Below are 24,634 nucleotides of genomic sequence, written 5' to 3' on the forward strand. Positions count from 1 at the left end.
CCTCGTTCACTGGAAGCTCCTTGGACTCGCCGCCAAGCGAGGCCGTTGGTGTTTGGTCACCGAGGAGCTTCCACTTCCTTCTCAGCCTCCGCGAACTTCCGATTCACACATTCTTAGGGACACAACCGCTGCTCGACGGGCTCGAGGAGGGGATCCGCTGGTGGGCCCCGCTCCTCAACCTCTACCCGGGATACGGGCTCGGCTCTCTCGCGTCGCGTGACCCGCGCGGCGCGTGGCTCGCGGCGGCGGACTTTGCAGGCTCGACGCTCTTCTTCGCGGGCGTCCTCTCGGCGTTCGGGACCTCGCAGCCCAGCCGCAGCGGGTCCGTGCTCTTGGGGACGGGCGCGGCGCTCATCCTCGGCTCCCGGGTGGGGGGAGTGATCCTCCCGTTCACCTTCTCCGGCCGGCGCCACCGCGAGGCAGAGCGCGCGCTGCGGGCACTGCCGCCGCCCGTCACGGCGATGCCGGCCCTGCTCCCGATCGCGCCGGGACGCGGAGCCCCCGGCGCGGCCCTCGGCGTGGCGCTCCGCTATTGATTGGGAGGCGATCCTTCGACGCGGGGGCCGCTGCCTGCTCCACCGCGCGCAAGGTCCACGCCTGCGGCTCCAGGAGCTCTACGCGCCGGTCTTCCCGCCGAGGTAGGCCGCCTGCACCTTCGGATCGGACGCGAGGGTCGCGGCCGGGCCCTCGAGCACGATCCGGCCGACCTCCATCACGTAGCCGCGGTGGGCGAGCTTGAGCGCCGCGCGGGCGTTCTGCTCCACCAGCACCACCGTCACGCCCGTCTGCTCGTTGATCTCGCGCAGCGTGCGGAAGATGGCCTTCACGAGCAGCGGGGCGAGGCCGAGGGACGGCTCGTCGAGGAGGAGCACGCGCGGCTTCGCCATCAGGGCCCGCCCGATGGCGAGCATCTGCTGCTCGCCGCCGGAGAGGGTGCCGGCGAGCTGCAGCCGGCGCGTCTCGAGGACCGGGAAGAGCTTGTAGATCCAGGCGGCGGTGGCGGCGATCTCGTCCTTGTCGGAGCGGGTGAACGCCCCGAGGACGAGGTTCTCCCGCACGGTCAGCGTGCCGAAGATGCGCCTGCCCTCCGGCGCCTGGGCGATCCCGAGCCGCACCCGCTCGTGCGCCGGGATGCCGGCCGCCGGCTTGCCGTCGTAGCGGATCTCGCCGCCCGAGGGGCGCAGGAGGCCGCTGATGGCGCGGAGGGTGGTGGACTTCCCGGCGCCGTTCGCGCCGAGGATGCTGACGATCTCGCCCTGCCGGACGGCGAGGTCGATGCCGTGCAGGGCCTCGACGTTGCCGTACTTGACCCGCAGGCCGCGCGTCTCGAGGAGCGGCGCGTCCACTAGACCTCCTCCGTGCCGAGGTACGCCTCGATGACCCGCGGGTTCGCCTGGATCGCGGCCGGGGAGCCCTCGGCGATCTTCTGTCCGTACTCGAGCACCACGATGTGCTCGCAGGCCCGCATCACGAGGCTCATGTCGTGCTCGATGAGCAGGATGGTGATGCCGCGCGCCCGGATCCGGCCGATGAGGCCGATGAGCTCCTCGGTCTCCTGCTCGTTCATCCCGCCTGCCGGCTCGTCCAGGATCACGAGCCGCGGGTCCGCGGCGAGCGCCCGGGCGATCTCGAGGCGCCGCTGGTCGCCGTAGGCGAGGTTCTTCGCGAGCTCCATGGCGCGCCCGCGCAGGCCGACGAAGGCGAGCTCGTCCACCGCCCGCGCCGCGGCCTCGCGCTCCTCGCGGACCTGCCAGGGCGGGCGGAGGAGCGCGCCGAGCGCGCCGCTCCGCGTGCGGCAGTGGCGCCCGGCGAGGACGTTCTCGACGGCCGAGAGCTGCTGGAAGAGCCGGACGTTCTGGAAGGTGCGGGCGATCCCCGCCTGCACGATCTTGTGCGTCCGCATCCGGTCGATCGCCCGGTCCTGGAAGCGGATCGTCCCGTGGTCGGCGCGGTAGTTGCCGGTGATGAGGTTGAAGGTGGTGGTCTTCCCGGCGCCGTTCGGCCCGATGAGGCCGACGACCGAGCCTGCCTGGACGTCGAACGTGACGTCGCTCACGGCGGTGAGCCCGCCGAAGCTCTTCGTGACGCCGCGGACCTCGAGCAGCGCGCTCACGACGACGCTCCTGCCCGGCGCACGTCGGACTCCTTGAAGCGGAGGAGCCGGAACGGGAGGAGCCCCTGGGGCCGGACGACCATCATCACCATCATCACGAGGCCGAAGACGAGCATGCGCGCGCTCGCGAAGCCGCGGAACACCTCGGGGAGCACCACCACGAGCACCGCGCCCACGATGACGCCGGGGATGGAGCCCGAGCCGCCGAGGATCACCATGAGGAAGAGGACCACCGACTCCCAGAACCCGAACGACTCGGGGGAGATGATGGTCATCTTCGCGGCGTAGAGGGTGCCGGTCATGCCGGCCCAGGCGGCGCCGAGCGCGAAGGCGAGCAGGCGGTAGCGGGCGGTGTTCACGCCGCTGCCCTCGGCGGCGACGGGGTCCTCGCGGAGGTAGTTGAGGGCGCGGCCGAAGCGCGACTGCTCGAGGCGGTGGAACAGGAGCACGGTGACCGCCACGAAGGCCCAGATCAGGTAGAGGAACTCGTGCGGGCGGCGGATCTTGTAGCCGAACACCATCGGGCGGGAGATGCCGAAGATCCCGTTCGCCCCGCCAGTGAGCCCGAACACGTCGTTCACGAGCGCGATCCGCACGATCTCGCCGAGCCCGATGGTCACCACGAGCAGGTAGTCGCCGCGCAGGTGGACGACGGGACGGGCCACCAGCGCCGCGAAGACCGCCGCCACCACGGCGCTCGCCGGGAGCGTCCAGAGGATCGGGATCTGGTACCTCGTGTTGAGGATCGCGGCGGTGTAGGCGCCCACCGCGTAGAACGCCGCGTGCCCCATGTTGAAGAGCCCCGCGTCGCCGAGGATGAGGTTCAGGCTCAGCGCCAGGAGGACGTAGAGCCCGACGCTGTTCAGCACGTCGAGCCAGTACGCGTCGAGGAAGCGGGGCGCCGCCACGATGAACGCGGCCGCGAGGGCGTACCCGACCGCGAGGCGGGTGGTGGTCCGGGCCGCCATCAGACCTTCTCCGCCACGCGCTCGCCGAGCAGGCCGGACGGACGCACGATGAGGATGAGGATGAGCACGAGGAAGGCGAACGCGTCCTTCCAGGCGATGGAGAGGTAGGCCGCGCCGAGCGCCTCGACGACGCCGAGCAGGAGCCCGCCCACCATCGCGCCGGGGATGTTGCCGATCCCGCCCAGGATGGCGGCGGTGAACGCCTTCATCCCGTAGATCCAGCCCATCGTGAAGCTGATCTGGCCGTAGTAGAGCCCGACGAGGAGGCCCGCCCCGCCGCCGAGGGCGGGGCCGATCACGAAGACGATCGTGACCACCTTGTTCACGTCGATGCCCATGAGCCGCGCCGCGCCCTGGTCGATGGCGGCGGCCCGGATGGCGGTGCCGACCTTGGTCTTCTGCACGAACAGGTAGAGGGCCGCCATGATGGTGACGGACACCAGCACGACCGCGAGGCGCATCACCGGCATCTGCTGGCCGAGGAACGAGACCGTCGTCTGCGGGAGGACGTCCGGGTAGACCTGGTACCGGGCGCCGTAGACGAGCATGAGGGCGTTCTGGAGGAAGATCGAGGCGCCCAGCGCCGAGACCACCGCCGACAGGCGCGGCGACTCCCGCAGCGGCCGGTAAGCGGCCCGCTCCAGGATCACCCCGATGACGGCGACGAGCCCCATCACCATCACCGCCAGCACGACGAGCGCGAGCGCGAGGCCGAGGTGATCGTGGAGGAGGAACGACGTGAGGAGCGTCATCCCGAGGTACGCGCCGTAGGTGAAGAGGTCGCCGTGCGCGAAGTTGATGAGCCGGAGCACGCCGTACACCATCGTGTACCCGAGCGCGATCAGGGCGTAGATGCTCCCGACCGCGAGCCCGTTCGTCACCTGCTGGAAGAATTGCTCCATGAAGTCTGTCGGCTCCGGAGGTCGAGCGGGGCCCCTTGCGGCGGGGCCCCGCTCCGGGTTGCAGGACTACTTCTGCAGGACGAAGTTGCCGGCCGCGTCCACCGCGTACACGCGGTACAGCTCGCCGACCCGGTCACCCTTGTCGTTGAAGGCGATCTTGCCGGTGAAGCCCGGGAAGTCCTTGAGCTGGCCGACGAGGTACGCCCGCAGCTTGTCGGCGTCCGTCGACTTCGTCGCCTCGATGGCCTTCGCGACGACGCGGAAGCCGTCGCCGGCGAGGACGCCGTAGATCGAGCTCGGGGCCTCGCCATACTTCTTCTGGTAGCTCGCCACGTAGGCCTTGGCCTCGGGCGTGTCGAGGTCCTTCGGGACGGGCGGCGAGAGGAACTGGAACCCGGCCGCGGCGTCCTTGCCGGCGATCTTGACGAGGTCGGGGTTGTTGATCGCGTCGCCGCCGATGAACGGGACCTTCCAGCCCATCTGCTTCTTCTGCTTCAGGAGCAGGCCGGCCTCGGGGTAGTAGCCCGTGAAGAACACGACGTCCGGCCCGGCCGCCTTGAGGCGCGTGAGGATGGCCGAGTAGTCCTGCTCCTTGGGCGTGAGGGCGTCGAAGAAGGCGATCGGGATGTTGCGCTTCTTGAGGATCGCGGCGATCTCGTCCGCGAGCCCCTTCGAGTAGGCGGAGCTGTCGTGGAGCAGCGCGACCTTCTTCGCCTTCAGCTTCTCGAGGGTCGCGGCGCCGACGCGCCCCTGCTCGTCGTCGCGCGGGCAGGTCCGGAAGAAGTGCTTGAGCCCCTTCTCGGTGAGCCGTACGGCGGTGGAGCCGTTCGCCACCTGGATGACGCCGGCCTCGTCGAGGATGTTCTGGGTCGCCTCGGTCACCGCCGAGCCGTACGTGCCGATGACGGCCACGACGCCGCGGGTGGTGAGCCGCTGCGCGGCGAGGGCCGCGGTCCGCGGATCGCCGCCGTCGTCCTCCAGCACCACCTCGATCTGCTTGCCGAGCAGGCCCCCGCGCGCGTTCTGCTCCGCGGCGAGCAGCTCGACGTTGCGCTTCATCTCCTGGCCCTCGCTGGCCCAGGAGCCGGTCATCGGGGCCATCAGCCCGATCTTGACCGTGTCCGCCGCGCGGGCGGATCCGAATGCGAGCAGGGACATCGCGACAGCGAGTCTCATCGGCTTCGTCATGTGTCCTCCTTTGAACCCGGGGAGGCGACATCTCAGCACCAGTCGGGCGCCCTCCGGTAGCGGAAACGCGTGAGGGGGCCCGTTCCGACCGGCGGTCGCGGGGTCCGGGGGTCGTCATCCCCTCGCGCCCGAGCCCGGGGCGGGTTGGTTCCGCATCGCCCGCCAGGAGGGTTTCTTGTAGGTTGCGGCGCACTGCGTCGGGCGGCACGTCGCGGCCCGGCGGCTCAGGAGAACGAATGCAGGGCATCGGAACCGTCGTCAACGTCGGCGCCATCGTCGCCGGGACCGGGGTCGGGCTGCTCTTCGGCCGGCTGATCCCGGAGCGCGTCCGCTCGACCGCCATGGCCGCCATCGGGCTGTCGGTGCTCGGGGTCGGGCTGCAGATGGCCCTCGATCCGCGCGTCGACGCGACGAAGCTGGCCCACGCGGGCGCCGGGCCGTTCCACCCCAACCCGCTCGTCGTCATCGGCGGGCTGGTGGTGGGAGGGATCGCGGGCGAGCTGCTCCAGCTCGAGCTGCGGCTGGAGCGCTTCGGCATCTGGATGCAGTCCTTCGCGCGGCGGGCGCCCGCCACGGCGGGCCACGCCGCGCCGCAGGGCCATGACCTCGTCGAGGGGTTCGTGACGGCGTCCTTGCTGTACTGCGTCGGAGCCATGGCCGTGATCGGCTCGATCCAGGACGCCGCCGGCCAGCCCGACGTGCTGTTCGTCAAGGCGCTGCTCGACGGTGTCACCTCCATCGTGCTCGCCTCCACGCTGGGTCCGGGGGTGGGACTCTCGGTGCTGCCGCTCGCGCTCTACCAGGGTGGCATCACGGCCGCCGCGAGCGGCGTGGCCGCCTACCTCACGGTCCCGGTCCTCGCGACGCTCACCTCGGCCGGCGGCCTGCTCATCGCCGCGATCGGCCTCGATCTCACCGGCATCAAGCGGCTGCCGGTGGGCAACCTCCTCCCCGGCGTGTTCGTCGCGGCCGTGCTCGCCTACGTCGTGCCCTGAGCGGCGCACGCGCGCCGTTTCTTCACGCTGTGGCTGCCGTTCACGCTCCGGAACCGCCCGCCGTCACGGCGATTTCGGCGCGTTTTCACGCGCTGAATAGCGCTGCGCGGCGGCGCGTCGGCAGGGCATGAACGCGACGACGATCCGGCGGCCCAGGGCGCTCCTCCTCGACGACGACGCGAACGTGCTCCGGCTCCTCGGCGCGGCCCTGGAGGCGCGCGGCTTCGAGGTGCGCGCCGCGGCGGATGCGACGAGCGGCCTCGGCCTCCTCCTCGACGAGCTCCTCGACCTCGACGTGCTCGTCGTCGACTCCGCGCTGCCCGGCCGCGACGCCGTGTCGTTCGTCCACCTCGTCCGCCACGCCGGAGGCGAGCGCGACCTCGGCATCGTGGTCCTCGCCGCCGGCGCGGCGCGGGGGCTCTGCGAGCAGCTCCTCGCCCTCGGCGCCGACGCGGTCGTGGACCGCGCGCTCGGACCCGCGGCCGCGGCGGAGGCCGTCGGCGCGGTCGCCTCGCGGCGCGCGCAGCCGGCGCCCCTCCGGGCAGCGGACGAGGTGCACCCTGCGGCGCGCGGCACGCTCGTCGTCTCGACCGTCGCTGCGCCTGCGCCTCGCCAGCGGCTGGCAGATCGCCGTCGGGGTTTCACCCCTGCACTTCGGATCGCGTGCGCCACCGCGGGCGGCCTCGCCGCGGTCGCCGTGGCGCGGTGATCCGGTCGGGGGACCTTCGCCGCTACGCCGCCGCGCCTGCGAAGAACGCCTCGACGCGCTCGACGAAGGCGCGCGGGTGGCTCGCGTGCGGCACGTGGCCGGCGCCGGTGAAGGTGTGGCGCGTCGCATGCGGCAGCGCCGGGGCGAGCCGGTCCAGGATCGGGCCGAACAGCGGCGGGCTGCGGTCCCCCTGCGTGAGCAGCACCGGCCCGGGGAAGGCGCGGAGCGCGGAGAGGTCGAGGTCGAGCGCGTCGGGATCCTCGATCTCGGCGAGGAAGGAGGGCGCGTTCCGGAGGAAGGCCTCGCGCGCCGGCGGCGGGAGCCGGTCCCAGGTGCCCGGGCCGAGGGCGATCTCGTCGATGAACGTGCGCGCCGCGTCGGAGGGCCGTCCCGCGCGGAGGAACGCCTCGATGCGCGGGTACGCCTCGCGGAACGCGCGCAGGGCCGGCGCGGACGGGGCGTGATCGTCGAGCAGACGCACGAGGGGAGGCTCGTGCACGGCGAGCGAGCGGAATCGATCGGGGTGGAGCGAGGCCGTGCGGAGCGCGATCGACGCGCCGTAGGAGCTCGCGAGCACGTGCACGGGACCGAGGTGGAGCGCCTCGACGAGCGCGGCGAGGTCCGCCACGTGATCGTGGACCGTGGCCGGGCGGTCGCGGGCGGCGGAGCGGCCGTGGCCGCGCCGGTCGTAGGCGACGACTGCGCGCCGCTCGGCCAGCGCGGGCGCCACCGCGTCCCAGCCGTGGTGGTCGCCCCAGGAGCCGTGGACCAGCACGACGGGCTCGCCCGCTCCGCGAATCGTGTGGAACAGCCGCAACCCGCCCGCGTCGCTCGCCATCGCGCGATGGTAGCGCCGCCGCCGCCGGGAAGCACGGGAGGCGCGCGAGGCCCCGGCGATCGGTACTCCGCGGGCGCAGGACGCCGGTCGCGCATCACGCGCTCCCCTGGAACGACGGCGGGCCCGCGATCGCGCTCGCGGGCCCGCCGGGGTCACTGCTCGCTCCGCGTCTAGCCTGCGGTCGGCTCGTGGCTGAACATCGTCAGGATGGGCTCGCTGAGCTGCCAGGCGCGCCCGCCGCGGATGTAGCTCTCGAGCTGGTCGATGCTCCACTGCTTCTCCTCGACCACGAGGTCGACGAGGTCCAGCATGGAGATGACGCCCACGATCTCGCCGCCCTCCTTCACGGCGAGGTGGCGGGTGTGGCCGGTGCGCATGAGCTGGGCGCACTCGCGGTCGGTCGCCTGCGGCGAGACGGACGGCAGGTCGGCCCGCATGACCTGGCAGAGCGTCGTGTGGCAGGCGTGGGCGCCGCCGCCCATCGCGGAGACCAGGTCGCGCTCGGTGACGAGGCCGACGAGCTTCGCGCCGCGGCGGACGCCCACCGAGCCGACGCCGCGCTCGGCCATGAGGCGCGCGGCCTCCCGGCAGGTGGCGGACTCGTCGAGGGAGACGACGCCGCGAACGACTCGATTCTGGATGCAGGCCATGACTGGGTTTCCTCCGCGGGCGCGGCCGGGGGAGGAGGGGCCCGGTGCGCCACGTCGAGCATCATGGGCGCGGCCGCCGCGAACGCGTCGTCGCAAGAATGGATGAGCCATAACCTCCGCTGATGGACCGCTCCTCGGAACCGCGGTCCCCTGATATGCTCGCCGCCGATGAGCAGGCTCGACCCCAGGAAGCTCGAGACGTTCCGCGTCGTCGCGCAGACGCGGAAGATCTCCGCCGCGGCGAAGCTCCTCCACCTCTCGCAGCCCGCGGTGACCGCGCAGATCCGCGCCCTCGAGGAGGAGTGCGGGCGCGCCCTGCTGCTCAGGTCTTCGAAGGGCGTGGCGCCGACCGACTGGGGATTGCGGCTCCTCGAGGCGGCGAAGCAGGTGCACGAGGTCCTCGGCGCCGTGGAGACGGAGTTCCAGGGAGAGACCGCCGTCGGCGAGGAGGTGGTGATCGGGGCGAGCATGACGACCGCCGCCTACGTCGTGCCCCCGCTCGTGGCGGGCTTCCGCGCCATCCACGGGCGGGTGCCGTTCCGCATCCAGGTGAGCAACACGGCGCGCGTGCTCGAGTGGGTCGCCGAGGGGAGGGTGCCGCTCGGGATCGTCGAGGGGCGCCAGCGCTCGCCGCGCGTTCACCTCGAGCCCTACCTCGAGGACGAGCTCGTGGCCGTCGCGGCCAGCGCCGCGCGCGATCTCTGCGGCATCGCGCGCGCCGCGGATCTCGCGAAGGTCCCGCTCCTCCTGCGGGAGCCGGGCTCCAACACCCGCGCCGTCGTCGAGGAGGCGCTGACGCGCGTGCTGGGATCGCGGCTGGTGCGCCGCTCGGAGCTCCTGTTCGGCTCGAACCAGTCCATGAAGATGGCGGCCGTGGCCGGCCTGGGCGTCGCGTTCGTGTCGCGCTGGAGCGTGCAGCTCGAGGTCGCCGCCGGGACGCTCCGCGTGCTGCCGCTGCGGGACCTGCGCCTCGTCCGGTCGTTCTCGTGGGCCACGGCGTCGCGCCAGCTCCACGGATCCGCCGGCCGCTTCGAGGCGTGGGCGCGACGCAACCCGCCGGCGCGACCGTAGGAGGTCTCGGGCACAGTGCCCTTCGGTGTTCGCCTGCGCGGGTCTCACGCGGCGGGCGCGGGGTGAGTAACGATGCAGCGTCGTCTGCGCGCCGGGCAGGGAGGCCGCGATGAGCGCGAACGAGCCGGTCCTCGTGGCGGCGGTGCAAGCCCTCGAGCTCTCGCTCCCCGGCGGCCCCTCACCGGGCGTCGCGACGCCGGACGCCTGGGCCACGCGCCGCGACGCCGCGCAGGCGGCGGCGATCGTCGCTGGGGTGGTGGGCGTGCCGGCGCTGGTCGCGGCGGCCGCCGTGCTGGCGCTGTTCGCGATGACCGCGGTGGTGCTGCTCGCGCCGGTCGTCGCGGCGGTGCTCACGTGGGTCGCCTGGAAGGCGAACCGGCCGGCGCGGCGCTGATCCTCCGGGGGCGCGGCTACGCCTGCCGGGAGCGTGGCGCGGCCGCGAGCAGCCGCTCCAGCGTCTCGACCGCGACCGGCTTCGCGAGGTGCCGGCTGAAGCCCGCGTCCGCCGCGAGCCGCCGGTCCTCGGGCAGCGCGTAGCCGGTCACCGCCACGAGGAAGGTCGCGCCGAGCGTCGGGTCCGCGCGGATCGCGCGCGCGACCTCGTAGCCGCTCATCACCGGCAGGCCGATGTCGCAGAGCACGACCTCCGGCCGCAGCGCGCGGGCCCGCTCCACGCCGGCGGCGCCGTCGTGGGCCACCGCGACCTCGTGACCCCACATGAGCAGCAGCTCGCGGAGGGTCTCCGCCGCGTCGACGTTGTCCTCGATGACGAGCACGCGCAGCGGGCCAACCGCGGCGACCGGCGCCGGCGGCTCGTGGCGCGGGCTGCCGCCGTCCGGCGGCGCGAGCGGCAGGCGGACCACGAGCTCCGCGCCGCGGCCGGCCCCACCGCTGCGGGCCTCCACGGACCCGCCGTGGAGCTCGACGAGCCCCTTCACGAGCGAGAGCCCCAGGCCCAGCCCGCCCCGCGAGCGGTGCAGGCTGTCGTCGGCCTGGGTGAACGGCTCGAACACGCGGTCGAGCATCTCGACGTCGATGCCGGCGCCGTCGTCCCGCACCCGCAGCAGGATCCCCGCCCTCGCGCCCGTGTCGCGCTCGAGCGTGACCTCGACGTGGCCGCCGCGATCCGTGAACTTCGCGGCGTTCTGCAGCAGGTTCCCGATCACCTGCGCGACGCGGGTCGCGTCGGCGTCGAGCCAGGCCGGGCCCTCCGGGAGGCTGACCTCGACCGCGATCTCGCGGGAGGCGAACAGCGTGCGGTGGTCCTCGACGGTCCGGCGGACCAGGTCGCCGAGCTCGACGCGCGATCGCCGGAGGAGGATCTTCCCGCGCGTGATGCGGGTCACGTCGAGCAGGTCGTCCACGATGCGCGTCAGGTGCACGACCTGACGATCGAGGATCGCCCTCGCGCGCGCGGCCTCGTCTCCGCAGGGGTCCACGCGCGCGAGCAGCGACAGCGCGTTGCGGATCGGCGCGAGCGGGTTCCTGAGCTCGTGCGAGAGCACGCCGAGGAACTCGTCCTTGCGGCGGTCCGTCTCCCGCAGGAGCGCGTTGCTGCGGCGCAGCTCCTGCTCGGCGCGGTCCACCCTGTCCTTCTCCTCGAGGAGCCTCCGCTGCGTCCGCTGGAGCTGCCGGACGGCGGCGACGATGGCGAGCGACGCGACGGTGAACGCGGCGAGGCGCGCGACCTCCTGGTGCGAGCGAAAGGGCTCCTGGAAGAATCTCCAGAAGCCGAGGCCGACGATCGCGGTGAACGCCAGCGCCGGCCCGGGCCCGAGGAAGTACACGACGAGAGAGACGCCCGCGACGGGGAGGCTGAAGACGAAGCCGTGGAGGAGATCCTCGAGGGCGCCGCTCGCGGCGAGCAGGGCCGCGGCGCAGCCCACCGCGAACGCGTACCGGAGCGCGTGCGCGCTCCAGGTCGGCGGCTCGTCCGGGTGGACCTCGGGCGGCTCCTCCACGGGCGGCGAATGCAGGTCCGGCGCCTGCGCCGAGCGCTCCGCCGCGATGGGCGCCGACGGCGCTGCAGAGTGCGCATGCCTCGTCATGACCGTTCAACGGACCGTACCATCTGCGCAGCCAGACGAGAGAGAGGGGTCCCGCGAGACGATCCCCTCCAGGGCCGCAAGGCAGGTCGATCCTGGACCGGCGAGCCGGGCGAGTGCGGCCCGACTCGGGGGAGACGGGGTCTCGCCTCGAGGTGCCCTCGAAGGCTCGCGCGGCTAAGAAGGGCGGGAGGAGGGACGAGCCATGTTCGCGACGACGATTCGCTTCACCCTGCCGGCGGACACGGACTGGGAGCGGCTCCGGCAGATCGCGATCCGGCGCGCGTTCGATCTGTATCGCGGGATGCCTGGGCTCCACGCGAAGGCGTTCATCTTCGCGCCGGAGCGGGGCGAGTACGGCGGCAACTACGTGTGGGAGACGCAGGACGACGCCGAGGCGTTCCTGCGCTCCGACGCCTGGCGCACGGCGATCTCGATGTACGGGGAGCCGCGCGTCGAGCGCGCGGAGATCTGCGCGTACGTCGAGGACGGCGACCTGGTGTTCCCGCCGGACTACGACCTCATGCCCTCCGTGTCGCAGGGCGAGGGCGCCTCACCGAGCCCCCCGGCCTGACCCGCGTCCGGGAGGGTTCACCAGAGCTCGGCGAGCAGGTCGCGCCACGCCGCGCGCTCGCGGGCGGGCTCGACGAGCGGGCGCGCGCGCTCCACGCCGGCCCGGAGGGCGGCCGCGAGCGCGGCGTCCTCCTCCGCGCGGAGGAGCAGCTCCGCGAGCGCGCCGGCGTCGCCGACCGGGAAGAACCCGGGGTAGTCCGGGCCGAGCACGCCCACCGACCCGTCCACGCGCGTGGAGAGCACCGGTACGCGCGACGCGAGCGCCTCCGAGACGGCGTTCGAGCCACCCTCGAGCCGCGAGGTCACGAGGAGCAGCGCGCTGCCGGCGAGCGTGGCGAGCGCGTCGGAGCGGCGGCGCTCGCCGAGCCAGCGGTAGCGGCCGTTCTCCTCCGTCTCGAGCCGGGCGCGCGTGTCCGCGCCCGGGTCGAGCGCGGCGCCGAGGTGGACGAGCTCGACGCGAGAGCGGGCCGGGAGGCGCCGCACCGCGTCCGCGGCGAGGAACGCGTCCTTCACCGCGCGGATGTGCGCGAGCAGGCAGACCCTGAACACGCCGGGCGGCGCCGGCGCCGGCCTGGCGGGGTGCGCCGACTGGAAGATCGTGCGCGCCTTGTGCCGGACCTCGGGCGGCAGCGCCTCCATCCCGAGCGGCTGGAGCAGGGTGAGGCGCGTCGCGAGCTCGAGCGAGCGGCGGGCGAGGGGCGACGCGGGGAGATCCTGGTACAGGTCCGTCCCGGCGAGCCCGACGACGAGCGGCGCGTCGGGCCTGGCTTCCCGGTACCGCACGACGGACGGGTGGCTCTTCGTGGCGTGCAGCGCGACGAGGAGGTCGCACCGCTGGCCCGTCCAGGCCTCGGCGAGCCCGACGTGGTGGCCGAGCGCGCGGAGCTGCCCGGCCCAGCGCAGCGCGGTCACGCGGTTGCCCTTGTGCGAGCCGCGCGGGGCTGGGGTGGTGACGAGGATGTTCACGGGGTCCGTCGCCTCGGGGATGCCGTCATGCGGCGCACGTGCGGAATCCGGCCCAGAGGTCGCGTCGATCGGGCGTGTAGAAGTTGCGGAAGGTGTTCGAGACGAGGCGCGCCGGGGTGGCGAAGCTGCCGCCGCGCAGCACCTTGTGCGTGCCGAACCAGGGCTGAGAGTACTCGCGATACGGGTCGGGCGAGAAGCCGGGGTAGGGCACGAAGTCGCTCGCCGTCCACTCCCAGACGTTCCCCACGAGCTGCCGGCAGCCGAAGGCGCTGTCTCCCGCGGGGAGCGCCGCGACGTCCACGGCGTGCAGCCGGCGGGCGCCGAGGTGCGCGCGGCGGGGGTCGGGCGGCGCGTCGCCCCACGGGAAGCGCCGCTTCGTGCGCGAGAGGCGACCGTCGGACCCGGGCTCGCCCGCGGCGGCCGCCTCCCACTCGGCCTCGCTCGGGAGCCGCCGCCCGGCCCAGCGGCAGAAGGCCTCCGCCTCGAACCAGCTGACGTTCACTACCGGTCGATTCGGCTCCAGCGGCACCCACCGGTCGAAGTCGCGCCGGACGAGCTGCCCGTCCCTGCGCTCCCAGTAGGCGGGCCCGTCCACCCCCGCCGCCGAGCGCCAGCGCCAGCCCGCCTCGCTCCACGCCTCGCGCCGGCGGTAGCCGCCGTCCTCCACGAACTCGGCGAAGCGGGCCTGCGTGACGGGCGCCCGGGAGATCCGGAAGGGCGCGAGCTCGACGGGGTGCGCCCACTTCTCGTTGTCGAACACGAAGCCGTCCCCGCGCTCGGCGCCGAGCCGGAGCTCGCCCCCCGGCACGGCGACGTCCCCCGGCAGATCGCCGGTCTCCCGGGGCGCAGCGGGCGCCTCGCCGGAGAGCGGAGGCGGTGCGTACCCGAGCGTCTGTCGCGTGAAGGCCATCGCCTCGAAGTGCATGTCCTCGTGGAAGACGCTCAGCGCGACGAAGTAGGGGTCCGCCTCGCCGCGCGCGGCGAGCGTCGCCACGCGCGTCTCGACGTCCCGCAGGTAGGCCGTGGTCTCGGCGAAGCCGGGCAGCGGGAGGTCCCAGCGCGTGTCGTGCGCGACGGCGGACGAGTCGTAGAGGGCGTCGGCGTCGGCGCGGAGAGGCGCGCTGCCGGCCGCGTGGCGCAGCACCCAGCGCTCCTGGAACCAGGCGACGTGCCCGAGCTCCCACAGGGGCGGGTTCACGATGGCGAGCCGCGGCCCGAGGAGCTGCGCCTCGGACAGCGCCGACGCGAGCTCCAGGGTGCGACGCCTGGCTTCGGCGATGGATCCGACGAGCCGGTGCGTCCTCATCCGGGAGATGTAGCGCGCCTGTGGCCGCCGGGCTCGGAGAGCCCTCGCTTGGGGTCAGGCGAGCAGGAGCCTGCGCCACGCGTCCGCGAGCCAGACCTCGAACCGCTCCGGCGACCAGCCCCGATCGCCGACGAGCAGGAGGTAGAGCTCGGGCGCGTTCGTCGCCCAGATGACGTCCGCCGCCTCGTCCACGCCGAGCGCGGGCCGGAGCGCACCGGTCTCGGCGAGATGCGCGGCGAGCAGGCGCATGTTCCGCGCGCGGCGCGCCGAGATCTCGCTCCAGAGCTCGGCCACCTCGGGGTGCGCGGCCGCGGCCGCCTGGATCGCGCGCACGAGCGGCGCGAGCCGCTCGTGGATGCGCCGGATCGCGGCGGCGTAGAGGGCGAGCTTGCGGGCGGGGTCCGGCTCCGCCTGGATCGCGCGCACGTAGTCCCGCTGCTCCGCCGGCACGGGCGCGTCGACGCCGGAGATCGCGCGCTCGAGCAGGAGCCGCATGAGCGCGGGCTTCCGCCCGACCGAGGCGTAGACCGTGTCGAGCGCGACCCCGGCCTCGCGGGCGACGTCCGCCATCGCGGTCGCGCCGTAGCCGCGGCTCGTGAACAGCCGCTGGGCCGACTCGAGGATGTCGTGCCGGGTCCGCTCCGCGGCCTCGCGGCGACGCGTCGCGTCGTAGCGCCTGCGCTTGCGCCGAGGTCCCATCGTCACTACCTCGAAGATTAATCCGAGGTCGCTTCGGATGAAAGGAAGGCGCTCCATGGCGTACGCGTTCACGCAGGACGTCCCCATCGGCATGGAGGTCTACCGGCAGATCCGCGCGGAGCTCGGCGACCGGCCGCCGCCCGGACTCGTCGTGCACGTGGTGATCGAGCTGGAGAAGGGCCTCCGCTACCTCGACGTGTGGGAGTCGCAGGAGGCGCACCGACGCTTCGTCGAGACGACCCTCCACCCGATCGTCGCGCGCGTGCTCGCGCGGGCAGGCGTCGCGCGCGCGGGGGAGCCCACGACCCAGCCGATCACCGTGCGGGAGGTCTGGGCCGGCGCGCCGCTCCCGGCCTGACCCGCCGGCGGCGATCACGCCGGCCGCTCGAGGGCCTCCGCGAGCGCGAGCAGGAGCGCCGCCCCATCCCCGCGCCAGGCGGCCCCGTGCATGCACGCGAGCGTGCGCGGTGAGGTCGCCGCGAGCCGCTCGAGCGTGGCGCGCGTCGCGGGGGCGTGCGCCCAGTAGTCGAGCGCGCCGCGCAGCGCCTCGGAGGGCCCGAGGATGTCCTCCTCGGTGAGCGGAGGGGGGCTCGCGCCTGGCTGGGTGAAGAGGTCGCCGCAGAGGAGCGTCCGCGTGGTCGTCTCCGAGAGGAACCCGCAGTCCCAGCCGTGAGGCACGTGGGGCGCGTCGTGCCACACCACCTCGTGACGGCCGAGCGACAGCCGCTCGCCGTCGGGGAGCGGGCGCGGCGGGCGGATCGCGAGGTCGCCGACCGAGGTCATCGCGCCGATCGTGCTGCAGGCGGCCTCTGCCTGCGGGGCCGCGGCGAGGAGCTCGTTCAGCGCGCCACACTCGTCCTGCTCGAAGTGCGAGAAGGCGATCCAGCGGAGCCGCTCGACGGGCATGACCCGGGCGATCGCGGCGCGGACCGCCGGGAAGAGCCGGCGGAGGCCGGTGTGGAACAGGAGCGGCGCGTCGTCCACCACGAGGTACTGGTTGAAGGTGAAGCCGCCCGGGATGGCCGGGACGGAGGTGCTGATCCGGTGGATGCCGTCCGCGATCTCGTCGATGCGGGTCTCGAGCTCGCTCATCTCGCGCTCCCCCTCGCCGCCGCCTCGCGGCGGCCGCTCATGGCCGCGGAGCGAGGCGTCGCTCGGTGGACGCGTAATGGCGCGCGCCCGTGCGAGCACGGTCGAGCGCCTCGTTTCGCTCGGGGGGCGGAGCCCCGGACGCGCCGGAGGGTCCGCAGGGAGCCGTCGCTCTCCGGAGGGGGCTCGCCGTCCGGTCTCCACCGGGGACCTGGCCGGCGGGCGGACGGTCCGGCGATCGGATGAGGACCGCAGGCCGGCCCGCGTCGCCGCGAGCCGGCCTGCGCGCCCTCGTTCGTGGCTACGGCACCACGTTCACGTCGTCGTTGCCGGCGATCGCCTGCCCCAGGTAAGTGCGCCCCTGGAGCGCCGCGGACGTGGACGTCGTCGTGAGCTGGAGCGCCTCGGTCTGGACCTGCACGACGAGGTCCAGGAGCCCGTCACCGTTCACGTCCTCGGCGGACGCGGAGGGCGTCCCGTTGCCGCGCAGGACGATGGGCGAGCTCGCGAGCGTCACGGTGAGCGGATCCACCGTCGTCGCGTCGAACATCGGGCTGCTGAGGATGGCGACCGGCACGACGCCGTTCGAGCCGAGGTTGATGCTGTTCGGGGAGCTGCCCGGCTTGATGTCCACGCCGACGATGATCGTGCTCGCGGAAGGGAGGACCGAGATCGACCCGATCGTGATGATGTTGTTGCCGTTGTTCGACTCCGCGACCCGGTTGTCCCAGTCGATGAGGCCGATCACGGGCCACGAGAGCGGCACGAAGTCCGCGGGGAGGGGCGTCGGGATGGTCAGCGTGACCTGTGCCCCCGCGGCGAGGCCGGGCACGGAGACGTAGCCGAGCCACCAGTCGTCGTCCGACTCGTCGCAGGTGGTGCGGCGCGTGCAGACGTTGCCGTCGCGCGTGAGCACGATGCTCACGCTGAACGCCTTCGAGTCCCCGGCGCCCTGGTTCACGATGGTGACGGTCACCGGGACCGTGTCGCCCTGCGCGGCCGAGGCGGGGAACGAGACCGGCCCGAAGGTCAGGTCCGGCAGGCCGATGGTGAGCGGCCGGGAGGTGGAGTTGTTGGACTCGTCGCTCTCCGGGACCGCCCCGGTGCCGTCGGCGGTGGCGCGAATGAGGTACGAGCCCTCCGTGAGGTTGGACGGGAGCGTGTAGGTGGTGCTCACCGTCTGCTGCCCGCCGGCCGCGAGCGCGCCGACCTGGAAGTTGCCGAGCGACACCAACATCGTGCCGGTGCTGGCAGAGACGAGGGTGAGCGAGAGGGCGGACGGATTCGCGTTCCCGGCCCCCTGGTTCACGACCGTGGCGCTCACGGTGATCGTCTGGAGCGTGCCGGCGGCGGACGGCGCCGCGACGGAGGAGACGGCGAGATCGGGGGCGTTGACCTGGATCGCCACCGCGGCGGTGTCGTTCGCCGGATTCGGGTCGAGCACGCCGGCGGCGGAGGCCGCCCTGACGATGAGGTACGCGGGGCCGGAGACGGCGGCGGCGTAGGCGGAGACCGTGCAGTTCGCCGTCAGCGTCTGCTCGGCGCCGGGGTCGAGGGTCGCGAGGGCGGAGGTGCAGGTCTGCACGTCGTTGGAGGAGAGGACCGGATCGCTGGAGAGGTAGCCGTACAACCAGACGTACCCCTGCGCGCCCGGGCCGACGTTCCGGACGGTCACCGCGTAGGAGAGCTGCTGCAGGGTGCTCGCGGCCGCCGGGGCCACGATCCCGGTCACCGCGAGATCCGAGCTCATGGCCTGGAAGCTCTGCAGCCGATCGTTGCCGGAGTCGGCGACGACGACGCGGGCCCCGCCCCGGTCGAACGCGATGCCCGAGGGCGACGCGAGCTGGCCCGCCTCCGCGCCCGGCGTGCCGAACGCGGTCTCGAAGGCGCCGGACGGCGCGAAGACCTGCACGCGGGCGTTGCCGCTGTCCGCCACGTAGACGTTGCCGCCGGCGTCCACCTCCACGCCGGTGGGCCGCTGGAGCTGCCCCTCGGCGGTGCCGGTCCCGCCGAAGTCGAAGACCCCGTTCCGCGAGGCGACGATCCGGTCGTTCCCGGTGTCCGCGACGTAGATCGAGCCGTCGGGGCCGAGCGCGATGTCGGTCGGGGAGTCGTACTGGCCCGGTCCGCTGCCGTGGCCGCCGTTCGGGACCGGCGGGAAGTCCTGTCCGTAGTCGGCGAGCATCATGACCGCGATGCGGTGATTCCCGGTGTCCGCGACGTACAGGAACATGTCGTCGCACGCGACGCCGTGCGGAGCGTTCATGCCCCCGTACACGGCGGAAAGGTTCCCGGCCGTGTCGAACACCTGGACGCGGTTGTTGTTCGTGTCGGCGACGAAGACGGTCGGCTCGCAGACGGCGATGCCGGTCGGGCCGTCGAGCTGCCCGTTCGCGCTGCCGAGGCTCCCCCACGCGCGCAGGAACTGGCCGTCGCGCGAGAAGACCTCCACGCGCGCGTTGGCGGTGTCGGTCACGTAGACGTTGCCGGCGCTGTCCACCGCCGCGCCCGAGGGCGCGTCGAGCTGGCCCGCGCCCGCGCCGGAGCTGCCGATCTGGGCGATGAAGTCGCCGGGCGCCGCGGAGGCGGTGCCGGCGAGCGCCAGCGCCGCGAGGTAGACCATCCATCGAGAGCTCATCGTCGAGACCCCTTTCGCGCGCCGCCCTTGCGGCGCCTGCCGACGTTCACGGTCGGTGTCCGGCGTATACCGTACCTGCTCTCACGGACGCCTACCCCGAACGCGTTTGCTGTGGGTCAATGTTCGCGCACCGTGCGGCGAAAAGCCGCGCCGTCCCGACGCGCGACTTTGCCCCCGGACAACCGCTGGAAGAAGGCGGGCGAGCGCTCGACAGAGCAGGGTGGCCGCCCGATCAGGCAGGCGCCCGTTCCCGCGCCCGTTGCCCTTGCGCCGCGCGCGTCGAGTCGCCACGGTTCGGCGAAGGGGGCGACGAACCGTGATCCAGCAGCAGGAAGCTCAACCGGGGGCCGAGACCTCGACCGCCGGAGTCGAGGAGCACGAACCGCGCCTCGACCCCCGAGCGAGCGTGCTCGTGGTGGAGGACGAGCACGAGCTGCGCGAGCTCATCGCGCGCTGGCTCGAGAGCAAGAGCTACCACGTGGTCGAGGCGGCCGACGGGCAGGACGCGGTCGAGCTGCTCGAGGCGGGCCTCGAGCCCGACGTGATCCTGCTCGACCTGACGATGCCGCGGATGGACGGTCGGGCCTTCCTGGACTGGCTCCGCTCGGAGCCCAAGCACCGCGACCGACGGGTGATCGTCGCGAGCGCCTACCTCGAGGACGAGCCGGCCCTCGACGCGGACCGGACCTTCGCGAAGCCGTTCCGGCCCGACCTGCTCGAGCGCGAGCTCGCGCGGCTCGTCTCCGGAGATTGAAGCCCGCTACCCGAGATACGCCGCGAGCAGCCGCTCGTCGCGGCGCAGCTCGGCGGGGGTGCCCTCGATGGCGATGCGGCCGCGCTCCATCACGTAAGCGTAGTCGGCCACCTCGAGCGCCGTCTTCGCGAACTGCTCGACGAGCAGCATCGTCATGCCCTCCGCCTTGAGCTGGCGGATCGTGCGGAAGACCTCCTGCACGATCACCGGCGCGAGCCCCATCGAAGGCTCGTCGAGCAGCATCACCTTGGGCCGTGCCATCAGGGCCCGGCCGATGGCGAGCATCTGCTGCTCGCCGCCCGAGAGGGTCCCGGCGAGCTGCCTGCGCCGCTCGCGCAGGCGCGGGAAGAGCCCGTACACGCGCTCGAGATCGGCCGCCGCCCGGCCGCGGAAGCCGAAGAAGCGCGGCAGCCGGCCGTAGGCGCCGAGGAGCAGGTTGTCCTCCACGCAGAGCGTGCCGAACACCTTGCGCCCCTCCGGCGCGTGCGCGAGCCCGAGCCGGGCGATCCGCGACGCCGGGAGGCCGCCGACGGGCTCCCCGTCGAGGAGCACGCGGCCGCGCGCCGGCCGGATGAGCCCCGAGATGGCGCGCATCGTCGTGGTCTTGCCCGCGCCGTTCGCGCCGATGAGCGCGACCACCGTCCCGGGCTTCACGGCGAGCGAGGTCCCGAGCAGCACCTCGCTCAGGCCGTACCCCGCGTACACGTCCTCCACGAGCAGCATCGCGCTCTCCCTCACGAGATCCGTGCGCCGGCGGGCGGCGCGGGCAGGGCGGCGTCCCCGACGTTGCCGAGGTAGGCCTCGATGACCTTGGGGTGGCGCTTCACCTCGTCGGGCGAGCCCTCCGCGATGAGCTTGCCGCCGTCGAGCGCGGTCACCACGTCGCAGAGCTGCGTCACCACGTCCATGTGGTGCTCGATGAGCACGATGGTCACGCCGCGCTCGCGGATCCGGCGGATGACCTCCACCTGCTTCACCACGTCCGGGTGGGCGAGGCCGGCGGCGGGCTCGTCGAGGATGAGGACCTCGGGCTTCCGCGCGAGGGCCCGGGCCATCTCGAGGAAGCGCTGCGCGCCGTAGGTGAGGTCCTTCGCGGGGGTGCGCGCCTGCTCCCGCAGCCCGACGAGCTCGAGCAGCGCCAGGGCGTCGGCGCGCGCGCGCCGGTCCTCCGCGCGGCCGAGGCCGAGCAGCACGAACGGCAGGGGGGCCCGGTACACGCCCGTGAGCGCGACCATCACGTTCTCGAGCGCGGTGAGCCCGGTGAAGAGCTGGAGGTTCTGGAACGTGCGGGCGACGCCCGCCCGGGCGACGCGGACGAGGCTGCCGTGGGGGAGCGGGCTGCCCCTGAGCAGCGCCTCGCCCGAGGTCGGCGTGTAGAGGCCGGAGATCACGTTCACGAGCGTGCTCTTGCCGGAGCCGTTCGGGCCGATGAGGCCGTGGACGTGCCCGGCGCGCACCGCGAGGGAGACGCCGTCGACCGCCTTCACGCCGCCGAAGTGCCGCCGGAGGTCGCGCAGCTCGAGGAGCACGGCGCCGTCGGCGAGCCGGGCCGGGAGGACCTCGTCGAGGGGCGAAGGGGGCGGGAGCGGCGGCGGGGCGATGCGGAGGAGCTGCGCGAGGAAGCGGGTGGCGAAGCCCATGAGCCCCTCGGGCAGCCCCACCACCACCGAGAACAGCATCAAGGCGAAGATCGCCTTGCGCCAGTCCTCGGTGTTCTCGACGACGAGCCCGCCCACCACGAGCGCGGAGGTCGCGACCACCGGGGCGATCGCCTGGAACGGCCGCATCGTGCGCCGGAAGAGCCCGCGCGCGCCCGCGGCGAGGGCGACGGCGAGCCCGAGCGCGGAGAACGCCTGGAAGAGCGTCCGGTTGGAGAGCAGGTTCGGGAGGAGCGCCACGAGCGAGGCGCCCACGAACGCGCCCCACAGGCTCTTCCTCCCGCCGAGCACGACCCCGAGCAGCAGGATCACCGTGAGCTCGTACACGAAGCTCTGCGGCTGGAGGTACTGGAAGTTGAACGCGTAGAGCGCGCCCGCGAGGCCGCCGAGCCCGGAGCCGAACGCGAACGCGGCGACCTTGTGGCGGTAGGTGCCGACGCCCATCGCGTCGGTGGCGATGGGGCTGTCTCGCAGCGCCTCGAACGCGCGGCCCCACTGCGACGAGAGCAGGTTCCGCATCGCGATCCAGACCATCGCGAGGAGCGCCACGCACATCCAGTAGAACGCGCGCGCCCCGAGGGCGTGGCCGAGGAGCGGCGGGCGGGAGAGGCTGAAGCCCTGGGCGCCCTGCGTCAGCCACTCGAGCTCGTTCAGGGCGGTGGTCGCGAGCGCCGTGAAGCTCAGGGTCGCGAGCGCGAACTGCGGCCCCTCGAGCCGGAGCGCCGGGAGCGCGAGGAGCGCGCCGAGCACGAAGCACACGGTGGGCGCGACGAGGAGCGCGCCGACCAGGCCCAGGCCGGTGTGGGTGACGACGATCGCGGCGGCGTACGCGCCGAGGCCGAGGAACGCCGCCTGGGCGAGGTTCACCTGGCCGAGGTAGCCGACCGTGACGTCGAGGCCGATGAGGAGGATGCCGTAGATGGCGAGGAGCGTGAGGAGCCCGAGCGCGTACGGGCTCGCCACGGCGAGGGGGAGCGCCGCGAGGGACGCGAACAGCAGGAGCTCGGCACCGCGGACGAGGAACAGCCGTTTCCACATGGCGCGAGCGCTCCCGTCAGACCTTGCGGATGGCGGCCTTGCCGAACACGCCGGTGGGGCGCACGGCCAGGGCCAGGATGAGGAGGACGAGGCCGGGCGCCTCGCGCCAGCCGCTCCCGACGTAGAAGCTCGCGAGCGTCTCGAGGGCGCCGAGGAACATCCCGACGAGCACCACGCCGAACCCGGAGTCGAGGCCCGCCACCACCGCCACCGAGAACGCCTTCAGCACGAGCGCCGAGGCCATCGTCGGCCCGACCGTGGTGATGGGCGAGACGAGGATGCCGGCGAGGGCGGCCACCGCGCCGGACAGCGCGTACGAGAGCATCACCGTCCGCTTCGCGGAGATGCCCATGAGCTCCCCGGCGTCGCGATCCACCGACACCGCCTCGAACGCCTTCCCGAGCAGGGTCCGGCGCTTGAGGAGCTCGATGAGGCCCATCACGGCGAGGACGCCGACCGCGACCGACAGCTCGAGCGGCGTCACGTCCACGCCGAGCACGTGGATGGAGTCGGAGGGGATGGGCGTCGGGAACGGCCGGTCGTCGCGGCCCCAGATGTTCTCCGCGGCCGAGAAGAAGAACAGGCCGAGGATGATGGTGAGCAGGATCCAGCCCTCGCTCTTCTGCTCCAGCGCGAGCCGCACGCCGGCGCGCTCGACCACGAGGCCGAGCGCCGCGCCGAAGAGGAGGCCGGCGGGGAGCACGAGCCAGTAGGAGAGGCCCAGGTCGAGGAGCGTGAGGCTGAAGAACGCCGACACCATCACGAGCTCGCCCTGCCCGAAGTTGATGCTCTTGCTCGTGGCGTAGGTGAGCTGGAAGCCGTAGGCGATGAGGGCGTAGACGAGGCCCATCAGCGCCCCGCTGATGGCCATCTGGGCGACGATCGAGGCGGGCACGGGCGCGGGATCCGAGGTGCGGGGAGGAGACCGGAGGAGAACGAAGAGAACGGGGGAGGGGAGGAGGGCGGCCCTCCTCCCCCTCGCCGGAGGCTACATGTTGCCGTTCTTCTGCAGGCGGGCGCGATCGCGCTCGTTCGCGAACACGACGCGGCCGTCCTGGATCATCCCCATCACGACCTGCTCGCGGCGGAACGCCTCGTGGGTCTCGACGTTCGACGGATCCCACTTCGAGTAGGGCTTCTTCCAGGTGGCGATGACGCCGCTCACCGGCTCCGTCAGGTCCTCGAGCGCCTCGCGGATCTTCTGGCTGTCGGTGCTCTTCGCCTGCTTGACCGCCGCGGCGAACATGTACACCGCGTCGTAGCCCTGCGCGGCCGACACGGGGGAGGGGATGCGCGTGACGCCGTAGGCCTTGTGGTAGGCCGCGATGAAGGCCTTGGCCTTCGGGGTGATGGGCTCCTCGATGAACGTCTGCGGCATGAGCGTGCCGTTGCCGTTCTTGCCGGCGTTGTCGATGAAGTTCGACATGGAGAGCGTCCAGCCGCCGATGAGCGGCACCTTCATGCCGAGCTTGGCCATGCCGTTCGCGACGGCCGCCATCTCGGGCCCGATGCCCCAGATCAGGATCGCCTGGGCGCCGCCGGCCTTCGCGCGGAGGAGCTGGGCGGTCATGTCCTTGTCGCCGATGTTGAACTTCTCGGTGGCGACCACCTGGAGCTTGTCGCCCTGCAGCTTCATCTGGCGGACGAGGTCGTCACGGCCGGAGACGCCGTAGTTCGTCGCGTCGTGCAGCAGCGCGACCTTCGTGTACTTCCGGTTGACCGCCTCCTCGACCACCATGGCCGCCTGGATGCCGTCGTGCGCCGCGAAGCGGAACATCGAGAGCGTCTTCGGGCCCTCTGCGCCCTTCGCCCACTGGGTCATCGAGGCGGAGCCCGCCGCAGGGGTGATGATCTTCACGATGCCCCGGTCCTGGAGGTGCTTGTCGCCCGCGAGCACCACGCCCGTGTTCACGGAGCCGATGACGCCGGAGAGGTCCGGCATGGCGGCGAGCTCCTGGGCGATGAGCGCCCCGCGCTCGTTCTTCGCCTCGTCGTCGCGCTCGACGGCCTCGATCTTGAGCTTCTTGTCGCCGACCTGGATGCCGCCCGCGGCGTTGATCTCGGCGATGGCGAGCTTGGCGCCGTCGCGCATGGACGCGCCCATCGGGGCGGAGCCGCCGGTGAACGGGCCGGTGACGGCGATCTTCACGGAGTCGGCGGCGGAGACTGGGAGGGAGAGGGCGCAGAGCAGCAGCGTTCCGAAGAGCTTCGTCATGTGATCCCCTGGAGCGGGTGAACGCGAGGAGCGCAAAAAACGGGTTCGGGAGACGCAAATCCAGCAGCGGCGCGGTACGGTAACACGAAAGATCCGCGGCGCGCGGGAGCGCGCAGCGGGTTCGACGAGGGATCGGAGCCTGGGAAAACGGCGAGGGATTCGAGCGTGAACACGGATGTTCTCGACGGATCGCGACGGCTCTGGACTCACGGTCGACCG

The 24,634-nt window shown here is 73.0% G+C and carries 25 protein-coding genes; 8 read left to right on the forward strand and 17 right to left on the reverse strand.

What is annotated here, in order from left to right; translation table 11 throughout:
- Window positions 1–536 (forward strand): P13 family porin (locus MNZ29_RS14890; RefSeq protein WP_242355697.1); only part of this gene is annotated, 536 nt, incomplete at its 5' end.
- A 78-nt stretch (window positions 537–614) separates the two neighbouring features.
- Here MNZ29_RS14890 and MNZ29_RS14895 read toward each other — a convergent pair.
- From MNZ29_RS14895 to MNZ29_RS14915, 5 genes are all read right to left on the reverse strand, one after another.
- Window positions 615–1,346, reverse strand: coding sequence for an ABC transporter ATP-binding protein (locus MNZ29_RS14895; RefSeq protein WP_242333662.1), 732 nt, complete (start codon window positions 1,344–1,346; stop codon window positions 615–617).
- Entirely contained in the window at window positions 1,346–2,113 is a 768-nt protein-coding gene (locus MNZ29_RS14900; RefSeq protein WP_242333659.1) for an ABC transporter ATP-binding protein, read from the reverse strand. Before MNZ29_RS14900 ends, MNZ29_RS14895 begins: the two co-directional genes overlap by 1 nt.
- A complete protein-coding gene (locus tag MNZ29_RS14905) occupies window positions 2,110–3,081 on the reverse strand; it encodes a branched-chain amino acid ABC transporter permease (protein ID WP_242333656.1) in 972 nt (323 codons plus the stop codon). Before MNZ29_RS14905 ends, MNZ29_RS14900 begins: the two co-directional genes overlap by 4 nt.
- Window positions 3,081–3,983, reverse strand: a complete 903-nt coding sequence (locus MNZ29_RS14910; RefSeq protein ID WP_242333653.1) for a branched-chain amino acid ABC transporter permease — start codon at window positions 3,981–3,983, stop codon at window positions 3,081–3,083. Before MNZ29_RS14910 ends, MNZ29_RS14905 begins: the two co-directional genes overlap by 1 nt.
- A 66-nt stretch (window positions 3,984–4,049) precedes the next feature.
- Entirely contained in the window at window positions 4,050–5,141 is a 1,092-nt protein-coding gene (locus MNZ29_RS14915) for a branched-chain amino acid ABC transporter substrate-binding protein (RefSeq protein WP_242355699.1), read from the reverse strand.
- A 266-nt stretch (window positions 5,142–5,407) separates the two neighbouring features.
- Here MNZ29_RS14915 and MNZ29_RS14920 point away from each other — a divergent pair, with 266 nt between their 5' ends.
- Both MNZ29_RS14920 and MNZ29_RS14925 read left to right on the forward strand, forming a co-directional pair.
- Window positions 5,408–6,166 carry a DUF554 domain-containing protein gene (locus tag MNZ29_RS14920; protein WP_242333647.1) on the forward strand — a complete coding sequence of 253 codons (759 nt, stop codon included), beginning with the start codon at window positions 5,408–5,410 and terminating at the stop codon, window positions 6,164–6,166.
- Between the two features lie 127 nt (window positions 6,167–6,293).
- A complete protein-coding gene (locus tag MNZ29_RS14925; protein ID WP_242333644.1) occupies window positions 6,294–6,875 on the forward strand; it encodes a response regulator in 582 nt (193 codons plus the stop codon).
- 22 nt (window positions 6,876–6,897) lie between these two features.
- Here MNZ29_RS14925 and MNZ29_RS14930 read toward each other — a convergent pair whose 3' ends face one another.
- A complete protein-coding gene (locus tag MNZ29_RS14930) occupies window positions 6,898–7,713 on the reverse strand; it encodes an alpha/beta fold hydrolase (RefSeq protein WP_242333641.1) in 816 nt (271 codons plus the stop codon).
- 170 nt (window positions 7,714–7,883) lie between these two features.
- Complete coding sequence (locus MNZ29_RS14935) at window positions 7,884–8,363, reverse strand: cyclic nucleotide-binding/CBS domain-containing protein (protein WP_242333638.1); 480 nt, start codon at window positions 8,361–8,363, stop codon at window positions 7,884–7,886.
- A gap of 168 nt (window positions 8,364–8,531) precedes the next feature.
- Here MNZ29_RS14935 and MNZ29_RS14940 point away from each other — a divergent pair, with 168 nt between their 5' ends.
- Both MNZ29_RS14940 and MNZ29_RS14945 read left to right on the forward strand, forming a co-directional pair.
- Window positions 8,532–9,434 carry a LysR substrate-binding domain-containing protein gene (locus tag MNZ29_RS14940; RefSeq protein ID WP_242333635.1) on the forward strand — a complete coding sequence of 301 codons (903 nt, stop codon included), beginning with the start codon at window positions 8,532–8,534 and terminating at the stop codon, window positions 9,432–9,434.
- 109 nt (window positions 9,435–9,543) lie between these two features.
- Window positions 9,544–9,828, forward strand: a complete 285-nt coding sequence (locus MNZ29_RS14945; protein ID WP_242333632.1) for a hypothetical protein — start codon at window positions 9,544–9,546, stop codon at window positions 9,826–9,828.
- 16 nt (window positions 9,829–9,844) lie between these two features.
- Here MNZ29_RS14945 and MNZ29_RS14950 read toward each other — a convergent pair whose 3' ends face one another.
- Window positions 9,845–11,482, reverse strand: a complete 1,638-nt coding sequence (locus MNZ29_RS14950; protein ID WP_242333629.1) for an ATP-binding protein — start codon at window positions 11,480–11,482, stop codon at window positions 9,845–9,847.
- Window positions 11,483–11,684: 202 nt separating this feature from the next.
- Here MNZ29_RS14950 and MNZ29_RS14955 point away from each other — a divergent pair, with 202 nt between their 5' ends.
- Window positions 11,685–12,053, forward strand: coding sequence for a DUF4865 family protein (locus tag MNZ29_RS14955; protein ID WP_242333626.1), 369 nt, complete (start codon window positions 11,685–11,687; stop codon window positions 12,051–12,053).
- 17 nt (window positions 12,054–12,070) lie between these two features.
- Here MNZ29_RS14955 and senB read toward each other — a convergent pair whose 3' ends face one another.
- From senB to MNZ29_RS14970, 3 genes are read right to left on the reverse strand one after another with little or no spacing between them, the layout of a single operon-like run.
- Window positions 12,071–13,018 carry a selenoneine biosynthesis selenosugar synthase SenB gene (senB, locus tag MNZ29_RS14960; RefSeq protein ID WP_242333623.1) on the reverse strand — a complete coding sequence of 316 codons (948 nt, stop codon included), beginning with the start codon at window positions 13,016–13,018 and terminating at the stop codon, window positions 12,071–12,073.
- A 25-nt stretch (window positions 13,019–13,043) separates the two neighbouring features.
- Window positions 13,044–14,324, reverse strand: coding sequence for a selenoneine synthase SenA (gene senA, locus MNZ29_RS14965; RefSeq protein WP_242333620.1), 1,281 nt, complete (start codon window positions 14,322–14,324; stop codon window positions 13,044–13,046).
- Between the two features lie 54 nt (window positions 14,325–14,378).
- Complete coding sequence (locus MNZ29_RS14970) at window positions 14,379–15,023, reverse strand: TetR/AcrR family transcriptional regulator (protein WP_242333617.1); 645 nt, start codon at window positions 15,021–15,023, stop codon at window positions 14,379–14,381.
- A gap of 55 nt (window positions 15,024–15,078) precedes the next feature.
- Here MNZ29_RS14970 and MNZ29_RS14975 point away from each other — a divergent pair, with 55 nt between their 5' ends.
- The gene (locus tag MNZ29_RS14975; protein WP_242333614.1) at window positions 15,079–15,381 is read left to right on the forward strand and encodes a hypothetical protein; all 303 of its coding nucleotides are present in this window, start codon (window positions 15,079–15,081) and stop codon (window positions 15,379–15,381) included.
- A 14-nt stretch (window positions 15,382–15,395) separates the two neighbouring features.
- On the opposite strand, the gene MNZ29_RS14980 is transcribed toward MNZ29_RS14975, so the two are convergent.
- Together MNZ29_RS14980 and MNZ29_RS14985 are read right to left on the reverse strand one after the other, a co-directional pair.
- Window positions 15,396–16,115 (reverse strand): MBL fold metallo-hydrolase, encoded by a 720-nt coding sequence (locus MNZ29_RS14980; RefSeq protein ID WP_242333612.1) that lies wholly within the window; start codon window positions 16,113–16,115, stop codon window positions 15,396–15,398.
- A 298-nt stretch (window positions 16,116–16,413) separates the two neighbouring features.
- On the reverse strand, window positions 16,414–18,750 hold the full coding sequence (locus tag MNZ29_RS14985) for a CARDB domain-containing protein (protein WP_242333609.1): 2,337 nt from the start codon (window positions 18,748–18,750) through the stop codon (window positions 16,414–16,416).
- Between the two features lie 316 nt (window positions 18,751–19,066).
- Here MNZ29_RS14985 and MNZ29_RS14990 point away from each other — a divergent pair, with 316 nt between their 5' ends.
- Complete coding sequence (locus tag MNZ29_RS14990) at window positions 19,067–19,504, forward strand: response regulator (RefSeq protein ID WP_242333606.1); 438 nt, start codon at window positions 19,067–19,069, stop codon at window positions 19,502–19,504.
- A 6-nt stretch (window positions 19,505–19,510) separates the two neighbouring features.
- On the opposite strand, the gene MNZ29_RS14995 is transcribed toward MNZ29_RS14990, so the two are convergent.
- The 4 genes from MNZ29_RS14995 to MNZ29_RS15010 form a co-directional block, all read right to left on the reverse strand.
- Complete coding sequence (locus MNZ29_RS14995; RefSeq protein WP_242355700.1) at window positions 19,511–20,227, reverse strand: ABC transporter ATP-binding protein; 717 nt, start codon at window positions 20,225–20,227, stop codon at window positions 19,511–19,513.
- Window positions 20,228–20,238: 11 nt separating this feature from the next.
- Entirely contained in the window at window positions 20,239–22,200 is a 1,962-nt protein-coding gene (locus MNZ29_RS15000; RefSeq protein ID WP_242333599.1) for an ATP-binding cassette domain-containing protein, read from the reverse strand.
- 16 nt (window positions 22,201–22,216) lie between these two features.
- On the reverse strand, window positions 22,217–23,095 hold the full coding sequence (locus tag MNZ29_RS15005; RefSeq protein ID WP_242355701.1) for a branched-chain amino acid ABC transporter permease: 879 nt from the start codon (window positions 23,093–23,095) through the stop codon (window positions 22,217–22,219).
- A 93-nt stretch (window positions 23,096–23,188) separates the two neighbouring features.
- On the reverse strand, window positions 23,189–24,415 hold the full coding sequence (locus MNZ29_RS15010; protein WP_242355703.1) for an ABC transporter substrate-binding protein: 1,227 nt from the start codon (window positions 24,413–24,415) through the stop codon (window positions 23,189–23,191).
- Window positions 24,416–24,634: the final 219 nt, after the last annotated feature.

It is taken from the genome of Anaeromyxobacter sp. SG64, from assembly GCF_022690745.1.
GTDB classification, from domain to species: Bacteria; Myxococcota; Myxococcia; order Myxococcales; family Anaeromyxobacteraceae; genus Anaeromyxobacter; species Anaeromyxobacter soli.

Coding starts and splice junctions, on each gene's coding strand:
- MNZ29_RS14905 (WP_242333656.1), bottom strand. CDS start 3,081: ATGGCGGCCCGGACCACCACCCGCCTCGCGGTCGGGTACGCCCTCGCG.
- MNZ29_RS14910 (WP_242333653.1), bottom strand. CDS start 3,983: ATGGAGCAATTCTTCCAGCAGGTGACGAACGGGCTCGCGGTCGGGAGC.
- MNZ29_RS14915 (WP_242355699.1), bottom strand. CDS start 5,141: ATGTCCCTGCTCGCATTCGGATCCGCCCGCGCGGCGGACACGGTCAAG.
- MNZ29_RS14920 (WP_242333647.1), top strand. CDS start 5,408: ATGCAGGGCATCGGAACCGTCGTCAACGTCGGCGCCATCGTCGCCGGG.
- MNZ29_RS14925 (WP_242333644.1), top strand. CDS start 6,294: ATGAACGCGACGACGATCCGGCGGCCCAGGGCGCTCCTCCTCGACGAC.
- MNZ29_RS14930 (WP_242333641.1), bottom strand. CDS start 7,713: ATGGCGAGCGACGCGGGCGGGTTGCGGCTGTTCCACACGATTCGCGGA.
- MNZ29_RS14935 (WP_242333638.1), bottom strand. CDS start 8,363: ATGGCCTGCATCCAGAATCGAGTCGTTCGCGGCGTCGTCTCCCTCGAC.
- MNZ29_RS14940 (WP_242333635.1), top strand. CDS start 8,532: ATGAGCAGGCTCGACCCCAGGAAGCTCGAGACGTTCCGCGTCGTCGCG.
- MNZ29_RS14945 (WP_242333632.1), top strand. CDS start 9,544: ATGAGCGCGAACGAGCCGGTCCTCGTGGCGGCGGTGCAAGCCCTCGAG.
- MNZ29_RS14950 (WP_242333629.1), bottom strand. CDS start 11,482: ATGACGAGGCATGCGCACTCTGCAGCGCCGTCGGCGCCCATCGCGGCG.
- MNZ29_RS14955 (WP_242333626.1), top strand. CDS start 11,685: ATGTTCGCGACGACGATTCGCTTCACCCTGCCGGCGGACACGGACTGG.
- senA (WP_242333620.1), bottom strand. CDS start 14,324: ATGAGGACGCACCGGCTCGTCGGATCCATCGCCGAAGCCAGGCGTCGC.
- MNZ29_RS14970 (WP_242333617.1), bottom strand. CDS start 15,023: ATGGGACCTCGGCGCAAGCGCAGGCGCTACGACGCGACGCGTCGCCGC.
- MNZ29_RS14975 (WP_242333614.1), top strand. CDS start 15,079: ATGGCGTACGCGTTCACGCAGGACGTCCCCATCGGCATGGAGGTCTAC.
- MNZ29_RS14980 (WP_242333612.1), bottom strand. CDS start 16,115: ATGAGCGAGCTCGAGACCCGCATCGACGAGATCGCGGACGGCATCCAC.
- MNZ29_RS14985 (WP_242333609.1), bottom strand. CDS start 18,750: ATGAGCTCTCGATGGATGGTCTACCTCGCGGCGCTGGCGCTCGCCGGC.
- MNZ29_RS14995 (WP_242355700.1), bottom strand. CDS start 20,227: ATGCTGCTCGTGGAGGACGTGTACGCGGGGTACGGCCTGAGCGAGGTG.
- MNZ29_RS15000 (WP_242333599.1), bottom strand. CDS start 22,200: ATGTGGAAACGGCTGTTCCTCGTCCGCGGTGCCGAGCTCCTGCTGTTC.
- MNZ29_RS15010 (WP_242355703.1), bottom strand. CDS start 24,415: ATGACGAAGCTCTTCGGAACGCTGCTGCTCTGCGCCCTCTCCCTCCCA.